This is a genomic window from Sporosarcina sp. Marseille-Q4063, assembly GCF_018309085.1.
Lineage (GTDB): Bacteria > Bacillota > Bacilli > Bacillales_A > Planococcaceae > Sporosarcina.
Genome location: NZ_CP070502.1, coordinates 749589 through 773431, shown reverse-complemented (window position 1 = coordinate 773431; position 23843 = coordinate 749589). Strand labels below are relative to the sequence as shown.

Annotated in this window: 19 protein-coding genes; 11 read left to right on the top strand and 8 right to left on the bottom strand. The window is 39.7% G+C overall.

Annotated features, from left to right (window positions below):
* Positions 1-95 precede the first annotated feature (95 nt).
* From JSQ81_RS03935 to ccpA, 6 genes are all read left to right on the top strand, one after another.
* Complete coding sequence (locus JSQ81_RS03935; RefSeq protein ID WP_212606427.1) at positions 96-2771, top strand: DNA translocase FtsK; 2676 nt, start codon at positions 96-98, stop codon at positions 2769-2771.
* 104 nt (positions 2772-2875) lie between these two features.
* Entirely contained in the window at positions 2876-4186 is a 1311-nt protein-coding gene (gene murC / locus JSQ81_RS03930) for a UDP-N-acetylmuramate--L-alanine ligase (RefSeq protein ID WP_212606426.1), read from the top strand.
* A 160-nt stretch (positions 4187-4346) separates the two neighbouring features.
* Positions 4347-4793 carry a DUF948 domain-containing protein gene (locus JSQ81_RS03925; RefSeq protein WP_212606425.1) on the top strand — a complete coding sequence of 149 codons (447 nt, stop codon included), beginning with the start codon at positions 4347-4349 and terminating at the stop codon, positions 4791-4793.
* Positions 4794-4833: 40 nt separating this feature from the next.
* Positions 4834-5502, top strand: a complete 669-nt coding sequence (locus JSQ81_RS03920) for a YtxH domain-containing protein (protein ID WP_212606424.1) — start codon at positions 4834-4836, stop codon at positions 5500-5502.
* 216 nt (positions 5503-5718) lie between these two features.
* Positions 5719-6795, top strand: a complete 1077-nt coding sequence (locus JSQ81_RS03915) for a bifunctional 3-deoxy-7-phosphoheptulonate synthase/chorismate mutase (protein ID WP_212606423.1) — start codon at positions 5719-5721, stop codon at positions 6793-6795.
* A 68-nt stretch (positions 6796-6863) separates the two neighbouring features.
* On the top strand, positions 6864-7859 hold the full coding sequence (gene ccpA / locus JSQ81_RS03910; RefSeq protein ID WP_212606422.1) for a catabolite control protein A: 996 nt from the start codon (positions 6864-6866) through the stop codon (positions 7857-7859).
* Between the two features lie 66 nt (positions 7860-7925).
* On the opposite strand, the gene JSQ81_RS03905 is transcribed toward ccpA, so the two are convergent.
* Genes JSQ81_RS03905 through JSQ81_RS03895 form a run of 3 tightly spaced genes read right to left on the bottom strand, consistent with a single transcriptional unit; the run spans position 7926 to position 10392 of the window.
* Entirely contained in the window at positions 7926-9119 is a 1194-nt protein-coding gene (locus tag JSQ81_RS03905; RefSeq protein WP_371812503.1) for an acetoin utilization protein AcuC, read from the bottom strand.
* Positions 9092-9736 (bottom strand): acetoin utilization AcuB family protein, encoded by a 645-nt coding sequence (locus tag JSQ81_RS03900; RefSeq protein WP_212606421.1) that lies wholly within the window; start codon positions 9734-9736, stop codon positions 9092-9094. The genes JSQ81_RS03905 and JSQ81_RS03900 overlap by 28 nt, the downstream gene beginning before the upstream one ends.
* A 23-nt stretch (positions 9737-9759) precedes the next feature.
* Entirely contained in the window at positions 9760-10392 is a 633-nt protein-coding gene (locus tag JSQ81_RS03895) for a GNAT family N-acetyltransferase (protein ID WP_212606420.1), read from the bottom strand.
* Between the two features lie 178 nt (positions 10393-10570).
* Here JSQ81_RS03895 and acsA point away from each other — a divergent pair, with 178 nt between their 5' ends.
* On the top strand, positions 10571-12253 hold the full coding sequence (gene acsA / locus JSQ81_RS03890) for an acetate--CoA ligase (protein ID WP_212606419.1): 1683 nt from the start codon (positions 10571-10573) through the stop codon (positions 12251-12253).
* A 66-nt stretch (positions 12254-12319) separates the two neighbouring features.
* Here acsA and JSQ81_RS03885 read toward each other — a convergent pair whose 3' ends face one another.
* Positions 12320-15295 (bottom strand): transglycosylase domain-containing protein, encoded by a 2976-nt coding sequence (locus tag JSQ81_RS03885; RefSeq protein WP_249336625.1) that lies wholly within the window; start codon positions 15293-15295, stop codon positions 12320-12322.
* A 358-nt stretch (positions 15296-15653) separates the two neighbouring features.
* On the opposite strand from JSQ81_RS03885, the gene tyrS reads away from it, so the two are divergent.
* Positions 15654-16919: a tyrosine--tRNA ligase gene (gene tyrS, locus JSQ81_RS03880; protein WP_212606417.1), complete on the top strand. Its 1266-nt coding sequence runs from the start codon at positions 15654-15656 to the stop codon at positions 16917-16919.
* Positions 16920-16968: 49 nt separating this feature from the next.
* On the opposite strand, the gene JSQ81_RS03875 is transcribed toward tyrS, so the two are convergent.
* Both JSQ81_RS03875 and JSQ81_RS03870 read right to left on the bottom strand, forming a co-directional pair.
* A complete protein-coding gene (locus JSQ81_RS03875) occupies positions 16969-17781 on the bottom strand; it encodes a cobalamin-binding protein (protein ID WP_212606416.1) in 813 nt (270 codons plus the stop codon).
* Positions 17782-18004: 223 nt separating this feature from the next.
* The gene (locus JSQ81_RS03870; RefSeq protein ID WP_212606415.1) at positions 18005-18430 is read right to left on the bottom strand and encodes a ferritin-like domain-containing protein; all 426 of its coding nucleotides are present in this window, start codon (positions 18428-18430) and stop codon (positions 18005-18007) included.
* 132 nt (positions 18431-18562) lie between these two features.
* Here JSQ81_RS03870 and JSQ81_RS03865 point away from each other — a divergent pair, with 132 nt between their 5' ends.
* Entirely contained in the window at positions 18563-18817 is a 255-nt protein-coding gene (locus JSQ81_RS03865; protein ID WP_212606414.1) for a hypothetical protein, read from the top strand.
* A gap of 145 nt (positions 18818-18962) precedes the next feature.
* Here the strand turns inward: JSQ81_RS03865 and rpsD are convergent, their stop codons facing one another.
* Entirely contained in the window at positions 18963-19568 is a 606-nt protein-coding gene (rpsD, locus tag JSQ81_RS03860) for a 30S ribosomal protein S4 (protein ID WP_212606413.1), read from the bottom strand.
* Positions 19569-19910: 342 nt separating this feature from the next.
* On the opposite strand from rpsD, the gene megL reads away from it, so the two are divergent.
* The gene (megL, locus tag JSQ81_RS03855; RefSeq protein ID WP_212606412.1) at positions 19911-21125 is read left to right on the top strand and encodes a methionine gamma-lyase; all 1215 of its coding nucleotides are present in this window, start codon (positions 19911-19913) and stop codon (positions 21123-21125) included.
* A 304-nt stretch (positions 21126-21429) separates the two neighbouring features.
* Here the strand turns inward: megL and JSQ81_RS03850 are convergent, their stop codons facing one another.
* A complete protein-coding gene (locus JSQ81_RS03850; protein ID WP_212606411.1) occupies positions 21430-21909 on the bottom strand; it encodes a GAF domain-containing protein in 480 nt (159 codons plus the stop codon).
* A gap of 186 nt (positions 21910-22095) precedes the next feature.
* On the opposite strand from JSQ81_RS03850, the gene ezrA reads away from it, so the two are divergent.
* A complete protein-coding gene (gene ezrA, locus JSQ81_RS03845) occupies positions 22096-23808 on the top strand; it encodes a septation ring formation regulator EzrA (RefSeq protein ID WP_212606410.1) in 1713 nt (570 codons plus the stop codon).
* Positions 23809-23843: the final 35 nt, after the last annotated feature.

Genomic DNA, 23843 nt, shown 5'->3' with positions numbered 1-23843 from the left:
CCTTCTGGTACGTTTTTCTTATTTTAGTATAAAATTTGATTTAGGCTTTGTTAAACTGCTAAAATAGACTAATCGACATGAAATGAGTGATTTGCTTGAGTTGGTTTAAAAGAATTCTAGACCGATTAGTTACTGACAAGGATGAAGAGGGCGAAGAAGCATTCGATCAAAATGGTGAACATGCTAACGCTACTGTAGAAACAGAAGAAAAAGAACGTCCGACATTTCGTTTTCCAATCATTACAGATGCCGAGATTTATGGTTGGGACGAAGACGAAGAGAATACTCAAATTACGAAAACTAAAAACGTATCAGAAAAAACGATTGATGAATTTGAAACAGTCCCATTGTATCAAAACGAAAGATGGCCGGGAAAAGATGTTCCGACAAATATTCATAGAGCAGGTAAAAAACAAAAAGAAAAAAACATTACTGTTGAAACAGAAACGAACGATTATCCTATAGAACAGAAATCGTCAATTAAAGGAACGCGGGGGTTTAGTCCGACGCATGTACCATCACCGATATATGGTTTTGCAAATCGAAAACCGGCCGTTGGATTTAAAAAAGAAGTCGAAGTCGTTAAAGAAGAAACCAAATTTACCCTGCAAAATACAGATGTTCCTACTATAAAAGATGAACTGGCTTTTTTAGATTCTTATCGGGAGTCTATTTTGGAACCCGAAGCAATGGTAAAAGAATTACATGAGGAAGAAACTAATCAAGTTAAAGAAGAAACCGAGTTTATTTCTGAACCTGTAAAACCAGTAGAAGATAATTTCACCCTGCAAAAGTCAGCTGTAGCTACTTTAGTAGATGAACAACATCAAGAGTCTACTAGGGAATCAGGGGAAATTGAAGAAGAAGAGAACTTTATTAATAATGAAAAAGATGACGTCGTTAAAGAAGAAACTGAGATTTTTAAAGAAGGAATCAAATATAAATCTGAACCTGTAGAACTATTGGAAGATAAACTTTCACTGGAAAAACCAGATGTATCCGCTATAGAAGAACAACAACTCAATTTAGATTCGTATCAAGAGTCTATATTGGATCCAGAAGTAGTGGAGGAAAAAACTACAGAGCAAGAAATAATTATTGATAAAGAACCAGAACCAGTTATCGATTCAAATGACGATATTGAACCAGAACCAGAAGTCATCGAAAAGAAACGAGAACGCATCGTTCCTTTTAATGTACTTATGTTGAAAAGTGATAAAGCTAAGTTATCTACTAAACAACCAGTACAGATTAACAAACAACCAGAAGTAACAATAGAAAAAGTTGTAGAGAAACCAGAAGTTGTAGAAAAAGAAATAATTGATCATCAGGAAAATTCGACTGAGGAACATTATGTGTTTCCGTCATCGGAATTATTAATCGCGCCAGAATTACAAATCGAAGACACGGAATGGTTAGAATCCCAATCTGGTAAACTTGAAGAGTCTTTATCCCATTTCGGCGTTAAAGCAACGGTGATTGATGCTGTTCAAGGACCTACAGTAACTCGTTTTGAATTGACGGTAGGGCAGGGGACCAAAGTTAGCCGTGTTAGAAATTTGACGGATGACTTGAAACTGACATTAGCTGCCAAAGAAATACGGATTCAAGCGCCGATTCCGGGGAAAAGTTCAATCGGTATTGAAATTCCTAATCGAAATACGAGGCCGGTTCGAATATCAGAAGTCATTAATTCCGAAGAATTTCGAACTTCAACTTCGCCACTAGAGGCTGTTCTAGGCCTCGGTTTAACTGGCGAGCCTGTAACGCTTGATTTGCGAAAAATGCCACATGGACTAATTGCCGGAGCTACAGGTTCTGGGAAATCCGTTTGCATTAATTCGCTTCTTGTCAGCCTTCTCTACAAGGCGACGCCTTCAGACTTGAAAATGATGCTTATCGATCCGAAAATGGTAGAGTTGGCCCCATTTAATGGCATACCGCATCTGATCAGTCCGGTTATTACGGATGTGAAAGCAGCGACGGCCGCATTGAAGTGGGCGGTTGCTGAAATGGAAAGACGTTATGAATTACTTGCACATATGGGCGTTCGCGATATTGAACGCTATAACAAAGTTGTCGAGGAAAATAAGCAATATTCATTGAAAATGCCTTATCTATTAATCGTGATTGATGAACTATCAGATCTAATGATGATGTCGCCGGCTGATGTTGAAGTGTCGATTATTCGAATTGCCCAAAAAGCGCGTGCTTGCGGCATTCATTTAATCATCGCTACGCAACGTCCATCTGTTGATGTAATTACGGGTACGATTAAAGCGAATATACCGACGCGAATTGCATTTTCAGTTTCCTCGCAGGTTGACTCTAGAACAATTATCGATACAATAGGTGCAGAGCGCCTTCTTGGTAAAGGCGATATGTTGTATCTGGGAAATGGTCAATCGGCTTCTGTTCGTTTGCAGGGGACATTTGTAACGGATGACGAGATTGAACGTATAATAGAACATGTTCAACGTGAGGCAAAACCTGAGTATTTGTTTGGGCAAGAAGAGTTATTGAAAACAGCGGTTGAAGAAGAGGACAATGATCCTTTATTTGAGGAGGCTTGTTTATTTATTTATGAACAAGGAAGTGCCTCTACGTCACTCTTGCAACGTAACTTCAGTATTGGTTATAACCGTGCTGCAAGATTGATGGACAGCATTGAAAAGCATGGTTTCATATCAGAGCAACGGGGAAGTCGCGCACGTGATGTGTTCATTACGGAAAATGATTTGGAACGGCTTTCGGATGTTACTTCTTATTAATATATAAAACTAACCTATATATATATAAATGCATAATTTACAGGTAAAACGGGAATAATTAAACGAGTATAAAGGGTACCAAAAAGGTCCCAGGAGGTTACCATATGACATTGTTTCATTTTATTGGAATCAAAGGATCCGGCATGAGTTCACTTGCTCAAATCCTTCATGATTCCTCTCATCAAGTACAAGGTTCCGACGTAGAGACGTATTTTTTTACGGAGGACGCTTTACATGAGAGAAATATATCGATATATCCATTTGATGAAAATAATATAAAAGAAGGTATGACAGTCATTGCGGGAAATGCTTTTCCTGACAGTCATCCTGAAATTGAAAAAGCACTTGAATTAGGACTTGAAGTTGTTCGCTATCATGATTTTCTAGGGAGTTATATGCAAAAGTTCATTTCGATTGCAGTAACGGGTTCTCATGGTAAGACATCTACAACAGGACTCCTTGCTCATGTCATTTCTGGTCACGCACCGTCTTCATATTTAATCGGGGACGGGACGGGTAAAGGATTGGAAGATGCCGAGTATTTTACATTTGAAGCATGTGAATATAAGCGACATTTTCTAGCCTATAATCCAGACTATGCGATTATGACAAATATTGATTTTGATCATCCGGATTACTTTAAAGATCTGGACGATGTTCTCGATGCTTTCGGGGATATGGCTCTGCGCGTGAAAAAAGCAATTATTGCTTGTGGGGACGATAACCATTTACAAGAGATTCAGGCAAATGTCCCTGTTGTTTATTATGGTTTTGATGAGTCCAATGATTTCGCTGCTAAGAATATCGTTAAAAACTCGGAAGGTTGCACATTTGATGTCTACGTACGAAGCGAATTGTACTATACATTTACAATTCCGTTGCCAGGCGATCATGCGATTCTAAATGCCCTTGGTGTGATTGCTTTATGTCATTATGAAGGAATTCCCGCTTCTGTCATCCAGGAGAGACTTTCGACCTTTCATGGCGTGAAAAGAAGATTTACAGTGATGGAAAGTAAAGGCAGCGTAATCATCGATGATTATGCGCATCATCCAACCGAAATTAAAGCAACTTTGCAATCTGCTAAACAGAAGTACCCCAACAAAGAAATTGTCGCCATTTTTCAGCCACATACATTTACTCGTACTGCGGCGCTCTTAGATGAATTTGCGCATAGCTTGGAAACGGCAGACCACATTTATTTATGTGATATTTTCAGCTCGGCCAGAGAGAAATCGGGCGTGATTTCAATCAATGAATTACTTGAAAAGCTGCCAGGTGCAAAACATCTGGAACTTGAAAATATCGACGAGCTAGAACAACATGGTAATGCGGTTTACTTATTCATGGGTGCTGGAGACGTTCAAAAATATTTAAATGCGTTTAAAGAAATAGTGAGTGAAGAGACAGCTTGATCTATTTTAGATCAAGTTGTTTTTTTTATTTAAAGGATTATTATTAAATTAAAGGGATATGATGAATAATGTCGAAAGTATAACTATGTCATAACGTTTAATCTCTGCAGAAACAGGGTAAAACAACATTATGATTAGTTAATATTAAGGAGGACATGCCATGGAAATTTTGTTGTACATAGCGGCTATCGTCGCTGCAATCGCATTTTTAATATTATGCGTAAGTCTTGCGATGACATTGTTCTCATTAAAAGGCACGTTGCAAAGCGTCTCTGAAACAATGGATGGCCTATCTGTTCAACTTGAAGGTGTAACGACTGAAACGACGGAACTTCTTCAGCGGACGAATAATCTAGCTGATGATATTCAGCAAAAATCTGAAAAACTGAATTCAGTTGTTGAAGCTGTAAAAGGGGTCGGTGATTCAGTTACTGGCATCAATACGTCAGTGCGTCGTGTAACAGATTCCGTAACACTAGAAGCCGAGCGCAATAGCGACAAGGTGGCTCAAGTAATTCAGTGGAGTCATGTTGCGATTGGCATACTAGACAAGTTGAAAGAACGACGCGCGGGCTCACGAGGCTGGAAAAGTTATAATCCAAAGTAGATAGGGTAATGACATTGATAACTAATTAGGAGGAATCTCAATGAATAATAATGTAAAAACAAATTTTAATAACCAATCAGAAAGTGGTCAATCGTATATGCCAAACCAATATGACTATAATGACCGTGGATACACAGATTCATTTTATGATGAATACGAATACGTAGATTCAGGGGCAGGAAGCTTTTTATTCGGTGCAATTGTGGGCGGGGTTCTCGGAGCCGCAGCGGCACTATTCCTAGCGCCGAAAACTGGGAAGGAAATGCGTGAAGACTTTTCGACTCAAGCAAGTCAATTAAAAGAAAAAGGGATTGAAATCGGCACAGTAGCAAAAGACAAAGCGTCAGAATATACAACAATCGCAAAAGATAAAGCGACGGAATATTCTTCAGTAGCAAAAGATAAGGCGACAGAATATTCGTCAGTGGCGAAAGATAAAGCGACAGAATTCTCCGCAGCCGCTAAAGAGAAGACGGGAGAAGTTTCAAAGTCAATTCAAGCGCAATCCGGTCAGCTAGTCGATAAAGTAAAATCGATTAAATCGAAAACCACCATTCCTTTGGATGACGGAACAGTGTCTGCTGAAGGCGAAGAGCCAACTGCATTCGTTGAAAAAGCCGTAGAACAACTTGGCGATGAAGATGAAATCACAACGACTGCCGAAGCTATTAAAGAGGCAGTAACAAATCCTGAAACGGCGAACAAGTAAATGTTGGAGCCCCTAAACCATATCGTTGGATTTAGGGGTATTTTTATTTTGTATTAGTTATAAAAACACGTTTAAAAGCGAATAATGTTAGAAATAGTTAGATTATGCGTGACTTTTCTAAAAGTCTTCTCTATAATGAGTCTATTATCAAAAATTCTTACATTCATTCAGTTCATAAAAATAATGAATGAATTGTATGGGGAGGAGATGGACATAATGGGACACCTTAATCTAGATGAATTAAGAGACCAGGTAAATGGATTGAATACTAGAATTTTAGATCTAATCAACGAGCGAACGGAACTTGTTCAAGAAATTGGAAAAGTAAAAGAAAAGCAAGGTGTCAATCGATATGACCCGATCCGAGAACGTGAAATGCTTAACTCCCTGAAGGAATATAACCAAGGGCCACTTCCTAATGGTGTAATGGACCAAATATTTAAAGGGATTTTCATGTCTGCTTTAGAAATACAAGAAGATGAACAGCGTAATGCACTTCTTGTTTCACGTAAACGCAAAAAGGAAGATACTATCGTAGATGTAAATGGCGTGGCAATCGGAAACGGTTCACCATCATTTATATTTGGACCTTGTGCCGTCGAGTCTTATGAGCAAGTTTTGGAAGTAGCGCTAGCTATTAAAGAAAAAGGACAAAAGCTATTAAGAGGCGGGGCATATAAACCACGTACTTCCCCATACGATTTCCAAGGCCTTGGTGTAGAAGGTTTGAAGATTTTAAGAAGAGTAGCTGATGAAACAGGCCTTGCGGTAATTAGTGAAATTATTACGCCGTCACATCTCGAGGAAGCACTTGAATACGTTGACGTTATTCAAATTGGCGCTCGTAACATGCACAACTTTGAATTGCTCAAAGAAGCTGGATCCGTCAATAAACCAGTTCTTCTAAAACGCGGACTTTCTGCAACAATTGACGAGTTTATAAATGCAGCTGAATATATTATTTCGCAAGGGAACGATCAAATCATTCTCTGTGAACGCGGAATACGTACATACGAGCGTGCAACACGTAACACGCTTGATATTTCAGCGGTTCCTATATTGAAACAAGAAACACACTTACCAGTATTTGTGGACGTCACTCACTCAACTGGTAGACGCGATCTGTTAATTCCAACTGCGAAAGCCGCAATTGCTGTAGGAGCGGATGGCGTTATGGCAGAAGTACATCCAGACCCAGCAGTAGCTCTATCAGATGCAGCTCAACAAATGGACCTTAACCAATTTGATGAGTTTTATGCTTCAATGATGGACTTTATGAAAACTCACGAGTAAAGTAGTAACTGAGCGCCGGGGCCATTCGTGGTTCCGGCGTTTTTACTAGGAAAGGAGAGATTACTTTTATGGCAGTAACAATTTATGATGTAGCAAGAGAGGCTAATGTTTCGATGGCAACAGTTTCACGTGTCGTTAACGGAAATCCCAATGTTAAACCGTCCACAAGAAGAAAAGTTCTAGGAGTCATTGAAGAACTTGGTTATCGACCAAATGCTGTTGCCCGAGGATTGGCTAGTAAAAAAACAACGACAGTCGGTGTCATTATTCCCGATATTTCGATAAACTTCTACGCGGAACTATCCCGTGGAATTGCAGACATCGCAACAATGTACGAATATAATATTATTGTGTCAAACTCTGATGAGCGCCCTGACCGAGAAGTCGAACTACTTATGGATCTTTTCGGGAAGCAGGTTGACGGTTTGATTTTTATGAGCGATGCGATATCCGAAGAAGTTCGAACTGAGATGTCGAGAGGGAACGTTCCAGTTGTATTGGCAGGCACATTAGATAAAGCCGATCAATTTGCGACTGTAAATATCAATTTTGAACAAGCTGCATATGAAGCAGTTTCAAAACTAATCGAAAATGGACATAAACGGATTGTCTTCCTTTCCGGTCCTCTTACACGCGATATAAACGTCGTAAAAAAACAAGGTTATGAACGTGCGTTAAAAGAAGCAGGCATCAATTTCGACGATGAATTAATTATCGAAATTGAAAATTCATATGACAGTGGTTATGAAAGTTGGAGCGATATCAAAGGACTAACAAATCAACCAACTGGCATCTTCGTAACAAACGATACGCTGGCAGTCGGTGTATTAAATGGTATTCGGGATGACGGATTGTCAGTTCCAGATGATTACGAACTGATTTGCTTTGAACATTCAGATCTTGCGCGAATCGTCAGACCGCAACTTTCCACAGTAGCTGTTCCGCTTTATGATTTAGGTGCAGTTGCCATGCGTTTATTAACAAAGTTAATGAATAACGAAGAAGTAGAAGATAAAAAAGTTGAACTTCCTTATCGATTTGAAGATCGGGATTCCCTTAAGTAATATAACAGCCCTTATTACGGATTTTTCCGAAATAAGGGCTGTTCTTTTAATGATATTAAAGTATGTCTAGCAACTCTCACGTTTTTCTCGTATTAAATGCAATGCCTGTTCTAGCATTTGGGCATTCTTTTCCGTGATTTCTTCTTTTCTCGGGATTGGTTTATATAATGGAACCGGATCTTCCCAAGTTTCTACTAACGGCACTGGAGACTCGCTTTGCCATCTCTTTACCCATTCGGCTGGCAAAGGACCTGTAGGTGCATCAATGCCGTTCATCGCAATCCAGAGATGCGCCCATGCGCGCGGGACGACTCGCCAAATATCATAACCCCCGCCGCCAACTGCAATCCATCGGCCCTCGCAATACTTATTAGCCATTTCACGTGCAAGACGCGGAATTTCATGGAAAATATTGATTGTTCCATAGAGATGGGTGAGGGGGTCGAAGTAATGCGCATCAGCCCCGTTTTGCGTTAAAATGACGTCCGGTTTGAAATACTCCGTTACTTCTTTAAACGCTGTTCGATAAACCTCAAGAAATGATTCATCTTCCGTAAAAGCATCGATTGGAAAATTAAAAGACGTACCGTACCCTTTACCATTGCCACGTTCAGTAACACTACCCGTACCGGGGAATAAATAGCGGCCAGTTTCATGAATCGATAATGTACAAACATCAGGATCGTCATAAAAGCTCCATTGAACTCCGTCGCCGTGGTGTGCATCAGTATCAATATATAGAACTCTGGCCCCGTATTTTTGTTGTATGTACTTAATCGCGACAGAACTATCATTGTATACGCAAAAGCCCGAAGCGCGACCCTTGAAGCCGTGGTGCAGCCCACCGCCTAAATTGAGGGCGTGCCTTGCGCGTCCACTCATTACTTCATCAACTGCCGTCAATGTCCCGCCAACGAGCATTGCGCTAGCTTCATGCATGTTCGGAAAAATCGGTGTGTCCTCTGTGCCGATTCCATACATTTCACCAGCCGTTTCTTTTATTTCACCTTTACCGGCTCTTTTCACGATGTCGATAAACTTTGCATCATGTGCAAGAAGGAGTTCGTCATCCGTTGCGATTCGCGGCGCAATAATATCAGAATCTGTAATGGCCCCAGACTTTTTTAGCAGGTCCAAGGTTAACACAATTCTTTTTTGGTTAAACGGATGGGAATCGGAAAAAGAGTATCCTAATTGTTCTTTGGAATAAATGAACACAGCATCTTTCTTCATCATGAAATTCCCGGTACATTTGGCCATAGAACTTCAAACCCTTCCGTTTTAAGCCCGTCAATGACTTTTAGCGGATTCATCGTTTTAATTCGAATGACTAGTATTTTGTTGGCCGCATTTTCTTTATCAGGATAAACAAGAACACTCAGGACATTTGTTTTTTGTTCGTAAAATACCTTGGATACTTCAAATAGAATACCTGGTATATTCGGGACGCGAACCTCGATTTGTGAACCCGGCTGATGAGCGCCGGTAAGTTCAATATACTTATAAAGCAAGTCTGTTTCCGTTATGATGCCGACGAGTTTATTATTTGAAACAATCGGTAAAGACCCAATTTGATTGGAATAAAAAACGACCGCGGATTCTTCAACAAAATCCATCGGGTGAGCTGTAATTGGGTTTTTGGTCATTACCTCGGATAATTTAATATCATATACACTTTTATCGCGAATGTCAGACATCGTTGAAGGAACAATCCCTTTTAAATCACGATCAGTAATGATTCCGACGACTGCCCGGTCTTCTGTAATAATTGGGAGATGCCGAATTTTGTTTTCCAACATAATTTCAAGCGCATCCCTCACTGTATTGGATGGGAAAAGCGTGACTACATCTTGTTTCATGATTTCTTCGATTAACATGACTACACCTACTTTCCAGGGAGTTAGTACATATAGCGATTTTGAAATCGTAAATTATCAAATTGTTGCACAGATTCGGGGTCAACCCTTTTTCCGATGCGTGCCATTAAACAGTTTGCCGGATGAGAGCTAATTTCCGGTTCATCCGTTGCATAGTATTCGAGTCCGCCGACTTTCATCATTTTCTCCATCACTTTCCGATATTCCCAAACATTTAATCCTGTTCCTTTTAAATCCCAGTGCCAGTAATACTCCGTAGTAAGAATGATATAATCTTCCATCGCGTCATCCATCATGGAAACGGCTAAAAGCGCTTTGCCTACGCCGCCGCCGCGAAACCTTGGAATCACTTCGACGGCACCCAATTCGATTAGGTTTTCCATATTACCTTCTGACCATCTTTCCATCGGATCAGGGTACACATACGTTACATAACCGACAACTTCGTTTAATTCACGCGCAATAATAATTCGGCCTTCGGGTAGTTTAGCAATATTTACGAGTGCTTCATGTTGCTGTGGAGCTGGTCGAAATGCCGTCAAATCCTCATGGAAATCGAGACTGGCTAATTCCTTCGACGAGATAGGGCCTTCGATAATTATATCGCCGCTCTTATGTTTAATTTCCATTGCATTATATGTTTTTTTATGTTCCATAATTGCCACCGCCTCACTTATAAATGACTATAGTAATAGTATACAACATAAAGTTCTCGTGTAAGCCTATTTATTGTTACATTCCGAAAACAAATGGAAATGAAGAATTATTTACATATTTCAGTGTATCTGTTGTAGAATGAATGTGTACTAGTTTTTGAAAGGGTGGAACTCATATATGAAAACGCTTCCAGTTATAAAAGGGGATTATCAGTTAAAGCATTATAATCAAACAACAGCAGAATTTAATTGGATAGATGCTGAAAAAGTATTTAGCTGGCATGAGAGCGGAAAAATAAATATCGCTTATGAAGCAATCGATCGCCACGCAGCATCTTATCGAAAAAATAAAGTAGCGCTTTATTATAAAGACAGTCAACGAAAAGAATCCTATACGTATTTCGAAATGAAAAAGATGACAAATAAAACCGCAAACCTTTTTCGAAATCAGTCTTCATTAACAAAAGGGGACAGGTTGTTTGTATTCATGCCGCGTTCACCTGAACTTTACTTTTCTGTTTTTGGCGCATTAAAACTAGGTGTAATTGTCGGACCATTGTTTGATGTTTTTAAGGAAGATGCCGTTTATGAACGGCTCCTAGATAGTGAAGCTAAAGCAATTGTTACAACGTCAGAACTTCTCAATCAAATACCGGTGCACAAATTACCGCATTTGGAATCAATTTTTGTTGTAGGAGAAGATATAAAGGAAGATGAGAAGACAATTGATTTTCTTAAGCATTTGAAAGCTTCGTCATCCAAATTCCAACTAACTTGGTTAACAAAAGAAGATGCAACACTTCTTCATTATACCGAGGGCACCATGGGAAAACCGAATGGAATTGTTCTAACCCAAAAAGCGATGGTCCAGCAATTGCAAACGACGCGCTGGGTCCTCGATTTAACGGATGAGGATATTTATTGGTGCACAGCTGACCCTGGCTGGGTGGCGGGAACCGTTTACGGCATGTTCGGGCCAATGCTTGCCGGAGCTACGATTGTTGTTCTAGGCGATAAGTTTTCCCCGGAGGGTTGGTACAATGTCATTGAAGAATATAGCGTCACCGTATGGTACAGCGCCCCGACTGCTTTCCGCATGCTGATGGGAGCAGGGGAGAACCAACTGCGAAAACATGATTTAGGCTCTTTAAGGCATATTCTTTCAGTAGGAGAACCACTGAACCCTGAAATTATTCAATGGGGAATCGATTCGTTCAATTTACGTATTCACGATACATGGTGGACGACTGAAACCGGTGCGCAAATGATTGCGAACTTCCAATGCTTGCCGATAAAGTTTGGTTCAATGGGCAAAGCCGTACCGGGAGTCGAAATAGCAATCATTGATCATCAAGGGAATAAATTGCCGTCGAATGAAATGGGCAATCTCGCGATTAAAAAAGGTTGGCCCGCGATGATGCACGGCATTTGGAATAATAAAGAAGCATTCGATTCTAGTTTCATTAATGATGAATGGTATATCACCGGCGATTCGGCTTTTATGGATGAAGATGGTTACTTCTGGTTTCAAGGCCGTGTAGACGATGTCATTATGACAAGCGGGGAACGAGTCGGTCCATTTGATGTCGAGGCAAAACTTCTTGAACACGAAGCAATTGAAGAAGCCGGTGTAATTGGAATACCGGATCCGGTGGAAGGGGAAGTCATCAAAGCGTATATCGTGCTAAAAGAGCGTTTTGATCCATCAAGTGAATTGGAAGAGGATATCAAAAGTTTTGTTCGAAAAGGACTAGCCGCATATGCGTCTCCGAAAGAAATCGAATTTAAAGATAAACTGCCAAAAACCCGCAGTGGCAAAATAATGCGGAGTGTATTGAAATCATGGGAACTGAATGCGTGATTTGTGGAAAATAAAAAAGCTTGCTCTTTACGTTTTCAACGTGAGAGCAAGCCTTTTATTTGTTATTTATTCTTCGTCATCTGGCGGATCAGTACCAGGAGGATCTTCATCTTCTGGTGGATCTTCAGGCTTACCGGGTTTACCAGGTTTTTCTGGTTTTGGCTTTTCATCTTTTGGAGGATCCTTAGGCTTTCCTGGTTTTTCATCTTTCGGTGGATCCTTAGGTTTTTCCGGTTCTTCTTCGGGCGGTTCTTCTTCCTTTTCCAATGAGATAGTGTTAGAAGCACCAGATAATTTACCTGTAATATCGACGGCTTTTACGGTATATGAACCAGGTCCGATTGAATGTGAGTAGGATGCACCGTCGTGAATTGTTGCAATCTTTTTATCGCCGGAATAGACATAATAACCGATAACATCTTTGGACGCCGAAGCTGCCCAGGTTATCTTCTTGTCTGTTAACTTAAGACTAACTGCAGCAGGTGCTGCGTCATCAGCTTCAAATTTCGTTTCTGAAATTACATTTTTAGCAAAGGATGAATTATTAGGGAATAGATATTCCGGATTGCCTCCAAAAGGACGCAGTATCCAGTCAATGTAATCCTGAGTTACGCCAATTCCGCCTTTAGATACAACGAATTCTTTCGGCGTCGAAGGAAGTGCTCTGTACTTTTTCCCATTCATCTGGACATAGGAAGAAGAAGTGAGACTATCATCCGGCTTTGTCGGAACAAACACATTTGCGTTGAATAAATCCGAAGTGACTAGACCTGCAGCAGAACATTCTGCTGATGGTGCAAGTCCGGAAATACCACACATCGAACGTGTAACGACACCTTCAGGAATTTTGAATTTTGAATCGGCTTTTAGGATCTCCGGTCTGACTTCATTAATCCCGTTCATAAAGTTTGCATAAAGTTTGTTGACCCGTGCACTAGGTGGTCCGTACTTATTTTCCCCGTATTCAAGACTATCATTTCGGTACTTATATCCGATCCATACTCCCAGGGTAATATTTGGATTATAGCCTACCAGCCATGCGTCTCCAAAATCATCTGAAGTACCAGTTTTAGCCGCCAAATCGAGATTGAAATTTAAGTTTTGTTTCATGATTTGAGCGGTTCCTCTTCGGTTTGTAAGAACATCTCGTAACATATCAGTAATAATATAAGCCGTTTGTGGACTAAATACATCGACAGGTTCTGTTTCATGTTGAAATACGATATTTCCATCCATATCTTCTATGCGTTCTATTATATATGGTTCGATAAACTGACCATTATTGGCCAATGTTGCAAAGGCCCCAACATTTTCTTCAACTGTAGCGTTAATCGGTCCAAGTGCTGAAGATAAGTATGCATAATGAAGAGGTGTTACTTTGGAGTATCCCATCTTCTCCAAAAACTCTAATGGTCTCTTATCAATTATCTGTTCGTATAATCTCGTTGCTGCAACGTTTTGCGAAGACGCCAAAGCTTGTCGAGCTGGAATGACACCCATTTGTTCTGTTTTTATAAAGTTTTTGGGCGAATATGGTTTCCCGCTCCCAGTCAAACCATATTTCGTAGTTTGAAACCAAACATCAGCTATTGGACTTCCAGCACCGATATGTCCATATTCAATAGCTGGACCATAGATTAGAAGTGGTTTTATGGAAGAACCGACTTCGCGGGGGGCTTGGGTTGCATGATTTAGTTTTTCGACTTCAAAATCCCTGCCGCCAACAAAAGAGAGTATTTTACCCGTACTATTTTCAATGGCCATACTTCCAACTTGAACCGGTTGTACTAGTTCTATTGTCTCTCCTGTTTCTTTGTCGACACCTTTTGGATACCTCGTGGGACCAAATTTGTCATTGTAATCTTTTGATACTTTTTGGAAGTGATTGTATAATTTCAAGTCAATAGTCGAATAAATTCGATAGCCTCCACTTGTCATTTCTCGACGGGCTAAAATGGAATATTTATCTTTAAGTTTGCCTTCATTCTCCAAACGTTCTGGATCAATTCCATCTTTTTCAGCTAATACCTTTGCAAGAACATCAATTGTTCTATTTTGAATTTCTTGCGTTAAATAAGGATAACGTTCATTCGTACGCAGTGGTGCTTCACGGAAGTCTGATTTAATGTCATAAGCCATTGCTTCATTATATTCTGATTCCGTAATGTATCCCGTTTCTTTCATTCGGAAAAGCACTGTTTTCATGCGATTGATACCAGGCTTTAAACCTTCATCTTCTTTTAACCACTGATTTTGATTGTAAAAGGGAGTATAGGCAAAAGGCGCTTGTGGAATCCCGGCTATATAAGCTGATTGGGCAAGGTTTAAATCCTTCGCTTTTAAATCGAATATGCCTTCAGCTGCTGCTTCAATTCCTGCAATATTATCTCCGTTCGAGTTTCTGCCGTATGGAATGATATTCAAGTATGCTTCCAATATTTCATGTTTGTCCATGAAATGTTCAAGTCGCATGGCAAGCAAAATTTCTTTTGCTTTACGTTCATATGAAACTTCGTTTGTTAATATCTGAAGTTTTATCAATTGCTGGGTTAATGTTGAGCCACCAGTTTGACTATCAGCATTTGTTACATCTTGAAATAATCCTCGGAAAATTGCTTTTGGCACAATTCCTTCATGTGTTTCGAAGTATTCATCCTCGGTTGCGAGAACGGCATCGATGACATATGGAGAAACTTCCTCAAGTTTAATTTCTTTCCGTGTAATATCTGCGCTAACAGGGCCAATATAGACATCGCCAGCGTATATTTCAGAAGTTTCTTCGTACGAAAAAATTGTAGAACGCATTTCATCTTTTGAACGAAGTGGCTCTTTCGCAACTAGAGATGCAAAATATCCAGCACCCACTGAAGCTGCGAATATGGTAAGCGTTATTCCGAAAATGATAGATACAAGAAATAAATTCCAAAAAACGCCTGATGTGATTCTTAAATTCTTCGCCCATTTGGTATTTGTCAGTGAATCTAGCTTTTCCTCTATTTGTTTCAATCGTTCTTTGATTGGTTTATTTTGGTTTTCACTCAACCTTATCGACCTCCTTAAATCGTTCCTATTATAGCACAATTGTATGGCTATCAAACAACTTTTATTGACATTATCATATAATAAGTTATTATTAATAAATATATACTTAATCTGCATAATGAAAGAGCCGAAGTAGTGGCTATGGAACCGTTTAGAGAGGCAACGGCTGGTGAAAGTTGCTCGGTACATCGCATACGAATTACAGCTTTGGAGTGTGGCGCGTTCGCGGCGATAATGCGATTTCGAGCGGAGAATTTATTCTCAAGCCGGGTGGTACCGCGTTACTATTTAAATTAACGTCCCTGCATGATTTTTTATTAAATCATGCGGGGATTTTTAAATTTTAGGAGGAGTTCAAATGACAAACACATTATTGGATGATTTGAAATGGAGAGGCCTGCTATATCAACAAACTGATGAAGAGGGTCTTGAGGATTTATTGAACAAAGAAAAAATTTCGCTTTACTGCGGAGTGGATCCTACGGCAGACAGCATGCATATTGGTCATATCGTGCCACTTTTAACATTGCGTCGTTTCCAAATGCACGGACATCGTCCAATTTTACTCGTCGGCGGGGCAACAGGAATGATCGGTGATCCATCTGGTCGTTCAGAAGAAAGACAGCTTCAAACAACGGAGCAAATTGACAAAAACGTACAGGGTATCACAAAGCAAATGGAACAAATATTTGACTTCAATTCCGAAAACGGTGCGCAAATGGTCAATAATAATGACTGGATTGGCTCGATGACGATTATTGAGTTTTTACGTGATTTCGGGAAGCTTTTAGGCGTTAACTACATGCTAGCAAAAGATAATGTGGCATCACGTTTAGATAGCGGAATTTCATTTACCGAATTCTCGTACATGTTAATCCAAGGAATTGACTTCAACCACCTATACGATAATTACGGTTGCCGAGTGCAAATTGGCGGATCGGATCAGTGGGGTAATATCACGACTGGCCTCGAAGTCATTCGGAAAATGCATGATGAAGAAACGAAGGCGTTCGGAATTACGATTCCATTGGTAACAAAAGCGGACGGGACAAAATTCGGTAAATCAGCAGGAGGGGCAGTTTGGTTAGACGCTGAAAAAACTTCTCCATATGAATTTTACCAATTCTGGATTAATACGGCTGACGCAGATGTCATTAAATACATGAAAATCTTCACGTTTATTGAACGCGAAGAAATCGAAGCGTTTGAAGTAACGGTCCAAGAAGAACCGCATTTACGTAAAGCACAAAAAGCATTAGCGGAAGAAATGACGCGACTTATTCATGGTCAAGAAGCACTGGACAATGCAATTCGAATTTCAAAAGCTTTGTTCAGCGGAGATTTAAAATCACTTTCTGCGGATGAAATGAAAGACGCGTTCAAAGATGTACCTTCTTCTGAAATGCCGAAAGAAGATAAAAACATCGTCGACTTCATTGTTGAAGCAGGTATATCTTCATCGAAACGCCAGGGAAGAGAAGACGTAAATAATGGTGCCATTTCATTTAACGGCGAAAGAATCACGGATACGCATTATGTAGTCGGCGCTGCTGATCGATTGGAAGATGAATTTACAATCGTTCGCCGGGGCAGACGTAATTACACGATGGTTAAATTTATTTAAATCAAAAAGGCTATTTTCCTTTATTACAAGGAGAATAGCCTTTTTATAATTAAACCGATACAATCCATTTTGGTAGTTGCAAGTCATTGTAAATGTCTGGATGAATCATTTTTCCAAGCTTTAAAGCACCTTCTAAAAGACGCGGGGAAGGGCGGCAGTATAACTCCTCTTCCATAATAGAAAAACGATCATTTTTTATGGCGAGCAAGTCTTTCCAGCCCGGCCGCTTTAAAACAACTTCTTTGTTCACTTTGGCGGGTCGCACACCAACCCATGCAAGCAGTATGTAATCCGGGTTTCTCTGCAATACATCTTCCCAGTCAGTTTGTACGCTGGCAAGTTCCACGTCGCGAAATTCATTTAAGCCGCCTGAAATGGCACTTATCTCCGTCAGCCAATTGATACGACCAGGCGTAAAAATTGGTTTCGGCCACCATTCCCAGTAAAGTGTCGGCGTATTCGTCACCGTCGAAGCCCGTTTTTTCATCTCATCAATAAACCCCAAATATTCCTTGTGAACAATATTTGCTCTTTCTTCAATTCCGCATTCTTGTCCAACCAATAGTAGGTCATCTGCAATATCATTTAGACTTTGAGGGTCTAAGACGATATATGGAATGTCACGATTTTTAAGTTCTTCAATATTCTTTTCCATTCCCGGAACACTCAAGGAAGCTAAAACTAAATCTGGTTTAAGCGACTCTACCTTGTCCATATCAATTGATAAATCTGGACCAAGGCGGGGAAGGGCATGAACGGATTCAGGCCAATCTGAAAAATCATCAACAGCAATTAATTGGTCAATCATGCCGAGATAAGCTAGAAGCTCAGTATTACTTGGACAAATTGAAATAAGTTTCAATGGAACATCACCTCACATCGATTTTCTTAAGTTTACCAGAAGAAAGGGGAGTGTGCTCCGGATATCCGTAGGTTTGATGCATATATCCGACGATTTGAACCGTATATCCGACATTTAGAACGACATATCGGCGCATTTTTCACATATATCCGCAAAACAGGGCTTTGAACCTACATTCTTTCGAGTGAAATTTGATGAGGCGAATATGATATTGCAATTTTGCCTAGTGGGCGAGCCTATCTAGTAGGTCAACGTGTTTTTGATCGACGTCCAATATGTTTTTAACGAGTGCTCGACTTTCAGGATCTAGATCACCATCAAGGAGTTTTTTAGATTTTTCAATACCTCTATGTTCACCAACAAGTGCATCTTTCAAAATGTCAGTGGAACCTTTAGTAGAACCTTTTATCTTGTTAATAAATTCTGCGACATTTCCCATCATGCCTGCATCATCAACAGGTATACCGTCGAGATTTTGGATTCTTTCTGCAATCATCATTGCATGTTGTTTATGCTCTTGTTGGATTTTTTGAAGAACCTGTTTTATATCGACGTCATCGATGTGATGAATATAATTTTCATAAGCATGAATTGCCATAAAATTACCTTCTAAGAAGGTATTTAATTCTTTGATCACATTACTTTTCATGGCTAAACTCCTTCATTAGTTTAGCCATATACTTCGCTAACTGTTTAAAATTATACGGAAAGTTGTTTGAAACGATAGTGAGAAGTAAATAATGATATAAATTACTATCGTTCCAAGAAACGAGGGCGTGATATGACTGAACGGTTGGCAGGAGAGGAACAAGAGGTAAAAGAGAGAATCCAAATTACATATTATTTCACGGTAATATTCATAGCAATCGGAATGGCCTTAATCTTTTTCATTTTGTACCAAAAAATAGAGAAAATAAATCTATTCATCATTTTACTCTCGGCGTCTGCTGGCGGTATACCTGTTGGATTCATTGGTGCATATATTGATTATAAGGTTTCAGTATTGAGGTTTAAAAATAGAGGTTTGGGACAATAAAAAAGTGGGCGTGTCTTGGATATCCATAGGTTTAGAGTGGATATCCGAATTCCGACACTTTGATCAACATATCTGCAAAACATGGCTTTCAACCTACTCCGAAACCAAAAAAAAGAGTCCCATAAAGGACTCTTTTTTCGAAATATTACTTTCTGCTGTAGAATTCAACGATAAGTGCTTCGTTAATTTCTGCTGCTAGCTCACTGCGTTCAGGCATGCGAACGAATGAACCAACTTTAGTGTCTTTGTCGAATGAAACATATTCAGGAACGAAGTTGTTCACTTCTAGTGCTTCATTAACAACATCAAGGTTTTGAGATTTCTCGCGAAGAGAAATTTCTTGACCTGGTTTAACGCTGAATGATGGGATGTCAACGCGTTTTCCATCAACCAAAATGTGGCCGTGGTTAACTAGTTGGCGTGAAGCACGACGAGTGCGTGCAAGACCCATGCGGTATACTAGGTTATCAAGGCGAGTTTCAAGAAGAATCATGAAGTTTTCACCGTGTTTACCTGGCATTTTACCAGCTTTATTGAATAGTGTTCTAAATTGACGTTCGTTTACACCAAACATGAAACGAAGTTTTTGTTTTTCTTGTAACTGCATTCCGTATTCGGAAAGTTTAACACGTTGAGTAGGACCGTGTTGTCCTGGTGCGTATGGACGTTTTTCAATTTCTTTTCCTGTGCCTGAAAGTGAAATGCCAAGACGGCGAGATAATTTCCAAGCTGGACCTGTATAGCGAGCCATAGTAGACTCCTCCTCTAATTTGGTTTTATTTTGTTGTAAAATAAGACCAGATATGTTCAATTCGATTGCCATTCTATTATCTTGCAACTTCGCCTTCGCAGCCTGAAGGTTACGCGGTGCACCTCTTAAAAGGAATAGACTGAACAGATCGAAACACATAACTGCTGCAACTATTTTACACAACGACTATCATACCAAGATGCGGTTGCAGAGTCAAGCTCTTTTGCATTACCCGAATTCAATCTACTATTATCTCATAATTTTTTCTTTTCCTTTTAATCAAAGAGCGTTATAGTGTAGTTGTCATGTGAAAGACTTTCAAGTGAAGAAGGGGTGTAAATAATGAAGGAAAATAAACTACACAAAGATACGTTAGTTATTCATGAAGGTTATGACGATAAAGCTCATCACGGAAGTTTAACAACGCCACTCTATCAAACTTCAACTTTTTCGTTTGAATCGGCAAAACAAGGCGAGCAACGTTTTTCCGGCGAAGAAGCGGGACCGATTTATTCTCGATTGGGTAACCCGACCGTGCATGTTCTTGAAGAAAGAATGACGATGTTGGAGAACGGTAAAGGAGCACTTGCTTTTGGGTCAGGAATGGCCGCAGTAAGTACTGTTCTCGTCCATTTAACAAAGACGGGTGATCACATCCTTTGCACACGCGGTATTTACGGATGTACTTTTGGACTCTTATCTATGATGGAAGAGAAGTATAACATCACGCATGATTTGATTCAGATGGGTACCGAAGAAGAAATTGAGAAAGCGATTAAACCAGAAACGGTATGCATTTATGTCGAAACGCCGATTAATCCAACGATGGAACTCGTCGATCTCCATGCAGTCGTGAACGTCGCAAAGCGCCATGGTTTAAAAGTCGTTGTCGATAACACATTTTCATCGCCTTATTTACAAAACCCATTAACAATCGGGGCGGACTTTGTCTTGCACAGTGCAACAAAATATATTAACGGCCACGGGGATGTCATTGCCGGATTGCTTGTTGGAAATGACAAGGAAGAAATGGACCAAATTCGAATGAGTGTCCAAAAGGATTACGGCGGCATTATATCTCCATTTGATGCTTGGCTATTAATTCGCGGATTAAAAACCTTGCCTGTTCGAATGGAACGTCACACTTCAAATGCTGAAAAGCTTCTCACTTATTTGAAAAATCATCCGTTAGTTGAAAAAGTCTTCTATCCATTTGATAAAGACAATCCTCAATACGAAATTGCAAAACGTCAAATGTCAGCAGGCGGGGGACTCATTTCATTTACCATCAAAGGCGGTCGTGAAGGCGCACAGCACTTTATGGACAGCTTGTCCCTCATAAAAATTGCTGTAAGTTTAGGAGACGCCGAAACACTCATCCAACACCCAGCGACAATGACTCATTCTGTAGTACCAGAAGAAAACCGTCTATCCATGGGAATCACAGACTCATTACTACGCCTATCAGTAGGTCTAGAGAATGCAGATGATTTACTAGCAGACCTGGCAGGCGCATTTGATAAAATGAAAATAACTGAAGTGAGTTCAAACAAATAACAAATCAAAAAGTAAGTGGAATTCATATTATTTTCCACTTACTTTTTTGTGTTTACACGTATGCTAAATGAAATAAGAAAGATAGTACCAAATAACTTTCTTTCTATAATGAAGTAAGTTGATTGGAGTGGCGGGCGGAGACTCCCGCGGAATCAGCGAGACAGACGAGACCCTGGACTGAGCGTAGCGAGGGAAGCGGCTCGACGCTCGCCCGCAGGAAAGCGTAGCCCGCCACGGAAATCAACGGTCTAATTAAAACGAGTACTCGAATAATGAAACATTCAAGTACTCGCAAAAGTTATTTTTATAAATGTTTTACCAAAGTCGAAACAACAAGCTCCAGCCCCACGCGATCTTCCTCAGAAAAACGGTTTAATTCCGGACTATCAATATCAAGCACACCCAATACAACATCATCTTTAATAATCGGAACAACAATTTCAGAACGTGATGCCGCGTCGCAGACGATATGACCAGGAAAAGCATTTACATCCGGTACAACAATCGATTCTCTTTTTTCAACAGAAGTTCCGCACACGCCTTTTCCAACCTTAATACGCACACAAGCCGGAAGTCCTTGAAAAGGCCCGAGAACAAGTTCTCCGTCCTCCATTAAATAAAACCCAACCCAGTTAATGCGATCGAAAAATTGATTTAATAATGCGGACGCGTTACTTAAATTTGCAGTTAAATTACTTTCACCTGTGAGAAGTGCATCCAATTGGTTGGATAGTTGTGTATACTCTTTAGAAATAGCGTGATTCGATTCTACAGTTGAATTCAAAAAAAGCACCCCTATTCAATTAATATATATAACATTTAGTATACAGTTTTCGACATGGAAATACAAAAACCGTAAATTCATTCGACCAAAAAAGATTTTTTATATCATTTTTCGAGTAATTAGTATTCAAACGTGGTACGATATGGGATAATATAAGGGTATAGTTAATTGAACAGGAGGACGACGATGAAATACTTAATCATTCCAATTATCGCACTTATAATCTTAACAATCATCGCCTTCTTATATAGGCGTAAACATATTCGTCAAATTGCAAAACTAGAAGAAAAAAAGTTGAAAATCCAACATGAACCGATTTTTGAGGAAATGACAAAAATAAAACAATTAAATATGACAGGCGAAACTGAAGAAAAATTCGAACGTTGGCGACATGAATGGACCGAAGTAATGGATATACATATGATCGAAATCGATTCACTATTATTCGATGCCGAAGATTTTGTCGATAGATTCCGGTTCGGTAAAGCGACTAAAGTCGAAGCAGAGATAGAAGAGAAAATTCAGTTCTGCGAAAAGAAAATGACCGACCTTCTTGCAGAATTGAACGAACTTGTCGGTAGTGAAGAGAAGAATCGCGTTGAAATGGAACTGTTGAAAGAATATCATCGCGCCGCACGAAAAAAAGTTCTAGCTCACCAACACTCCTTTGGAATGGCGGTTAAACCTCTTGAGGAAGAGCTTGAATCATTTAATCCGAAATTCGCCGATTACGATGAATTAACTGCAAACGGCAATTATTTACGAGCGCGTGAAATTGTTATCACGCAAAGCGAAAAAGGGGAGTATCTCTTTTCATTAATTGATCGTATCCCATCATTACTCGTGGAACTTCAAAACAAAATTCCCGCTTCTATCCGCGAACTTCGAAACGGTTCGAAAGGAATGGAAGAGCAATCCTATTACTTGCAACATTTAGAACTTCCGAAACAATTCGATGAGATTGAAAAGACACTTGATACATTAATCATTAAAATAGAAAAGCTTCAAATTGATACCATTCAGGAAAAAATAGATACAATCAACAAAAGAATCGACGCTTTTTATGATGCACTTGAAAATGAAGTCGTAGCAAAACAATTTATTGAAGGTAACTATATGCTAATTGCAGAAAAATTGGCTGAGGTATCCGAATTAACAAAATCCACATTTGATGAAGCGGCATTAGTCCAACAAAGTTATCGTTTAAATGAAGAAGAGTCAGAAATTCCGACTGAAGCGATGGATCAACTCGAAAAGTTAAACAAGCGTTTTGAATTGTTGACGATGCGCATTGAGGATGAAGGGTCAGCTGCGTCAAGCTTACAAGAAGAATTACAAGCCATTGTATCTGAACTTGATCAAATCGCCATAGCAAGAGAGAGCTTCGCAGAACGTATCAAAAGCTTGCGAATCGATGAAAACAATGTGCGTAAAGAACTTGATCGATTAACAAAAAAAATGCAAGATGTCGAACGTTCTCTTTATAAAGGAAATATTCCAGGCATCCCTGATGAAATGGATGCGCGATTGGAAGAAGCCGAAGAGCAAATCTACATCGTCAATCAAAGCTTGGAAGAAGTACCGTTAAATATGAACTTGGTCAATAATTATTTAGAAAACGCCAAGCAATCAGTGGATGTCGTTAGTGAAAAAGTGAAAGAACTTTTGGAAAACGTAATGCTCATTGAATGGATAATCCAGTACGGAAACCGTTACCGTACTTCAAACGAAGAAGTACATAGACGCCTATTAGAAGCTGAGAATTCCTTCAGAGAGTTCCGTTACGAAAAAGCGCTAGAGGAAGCAGCGACTGCTGTTGAAGACGTTGAGCCAGGCGCAATGAATCGAATTGAAGAACTTGTACAAGAAAATAACCCAATTAAAGAAGTTGTGAAGTAACTACAGCCACCGCACACTTATCATTTGTGCAGGTG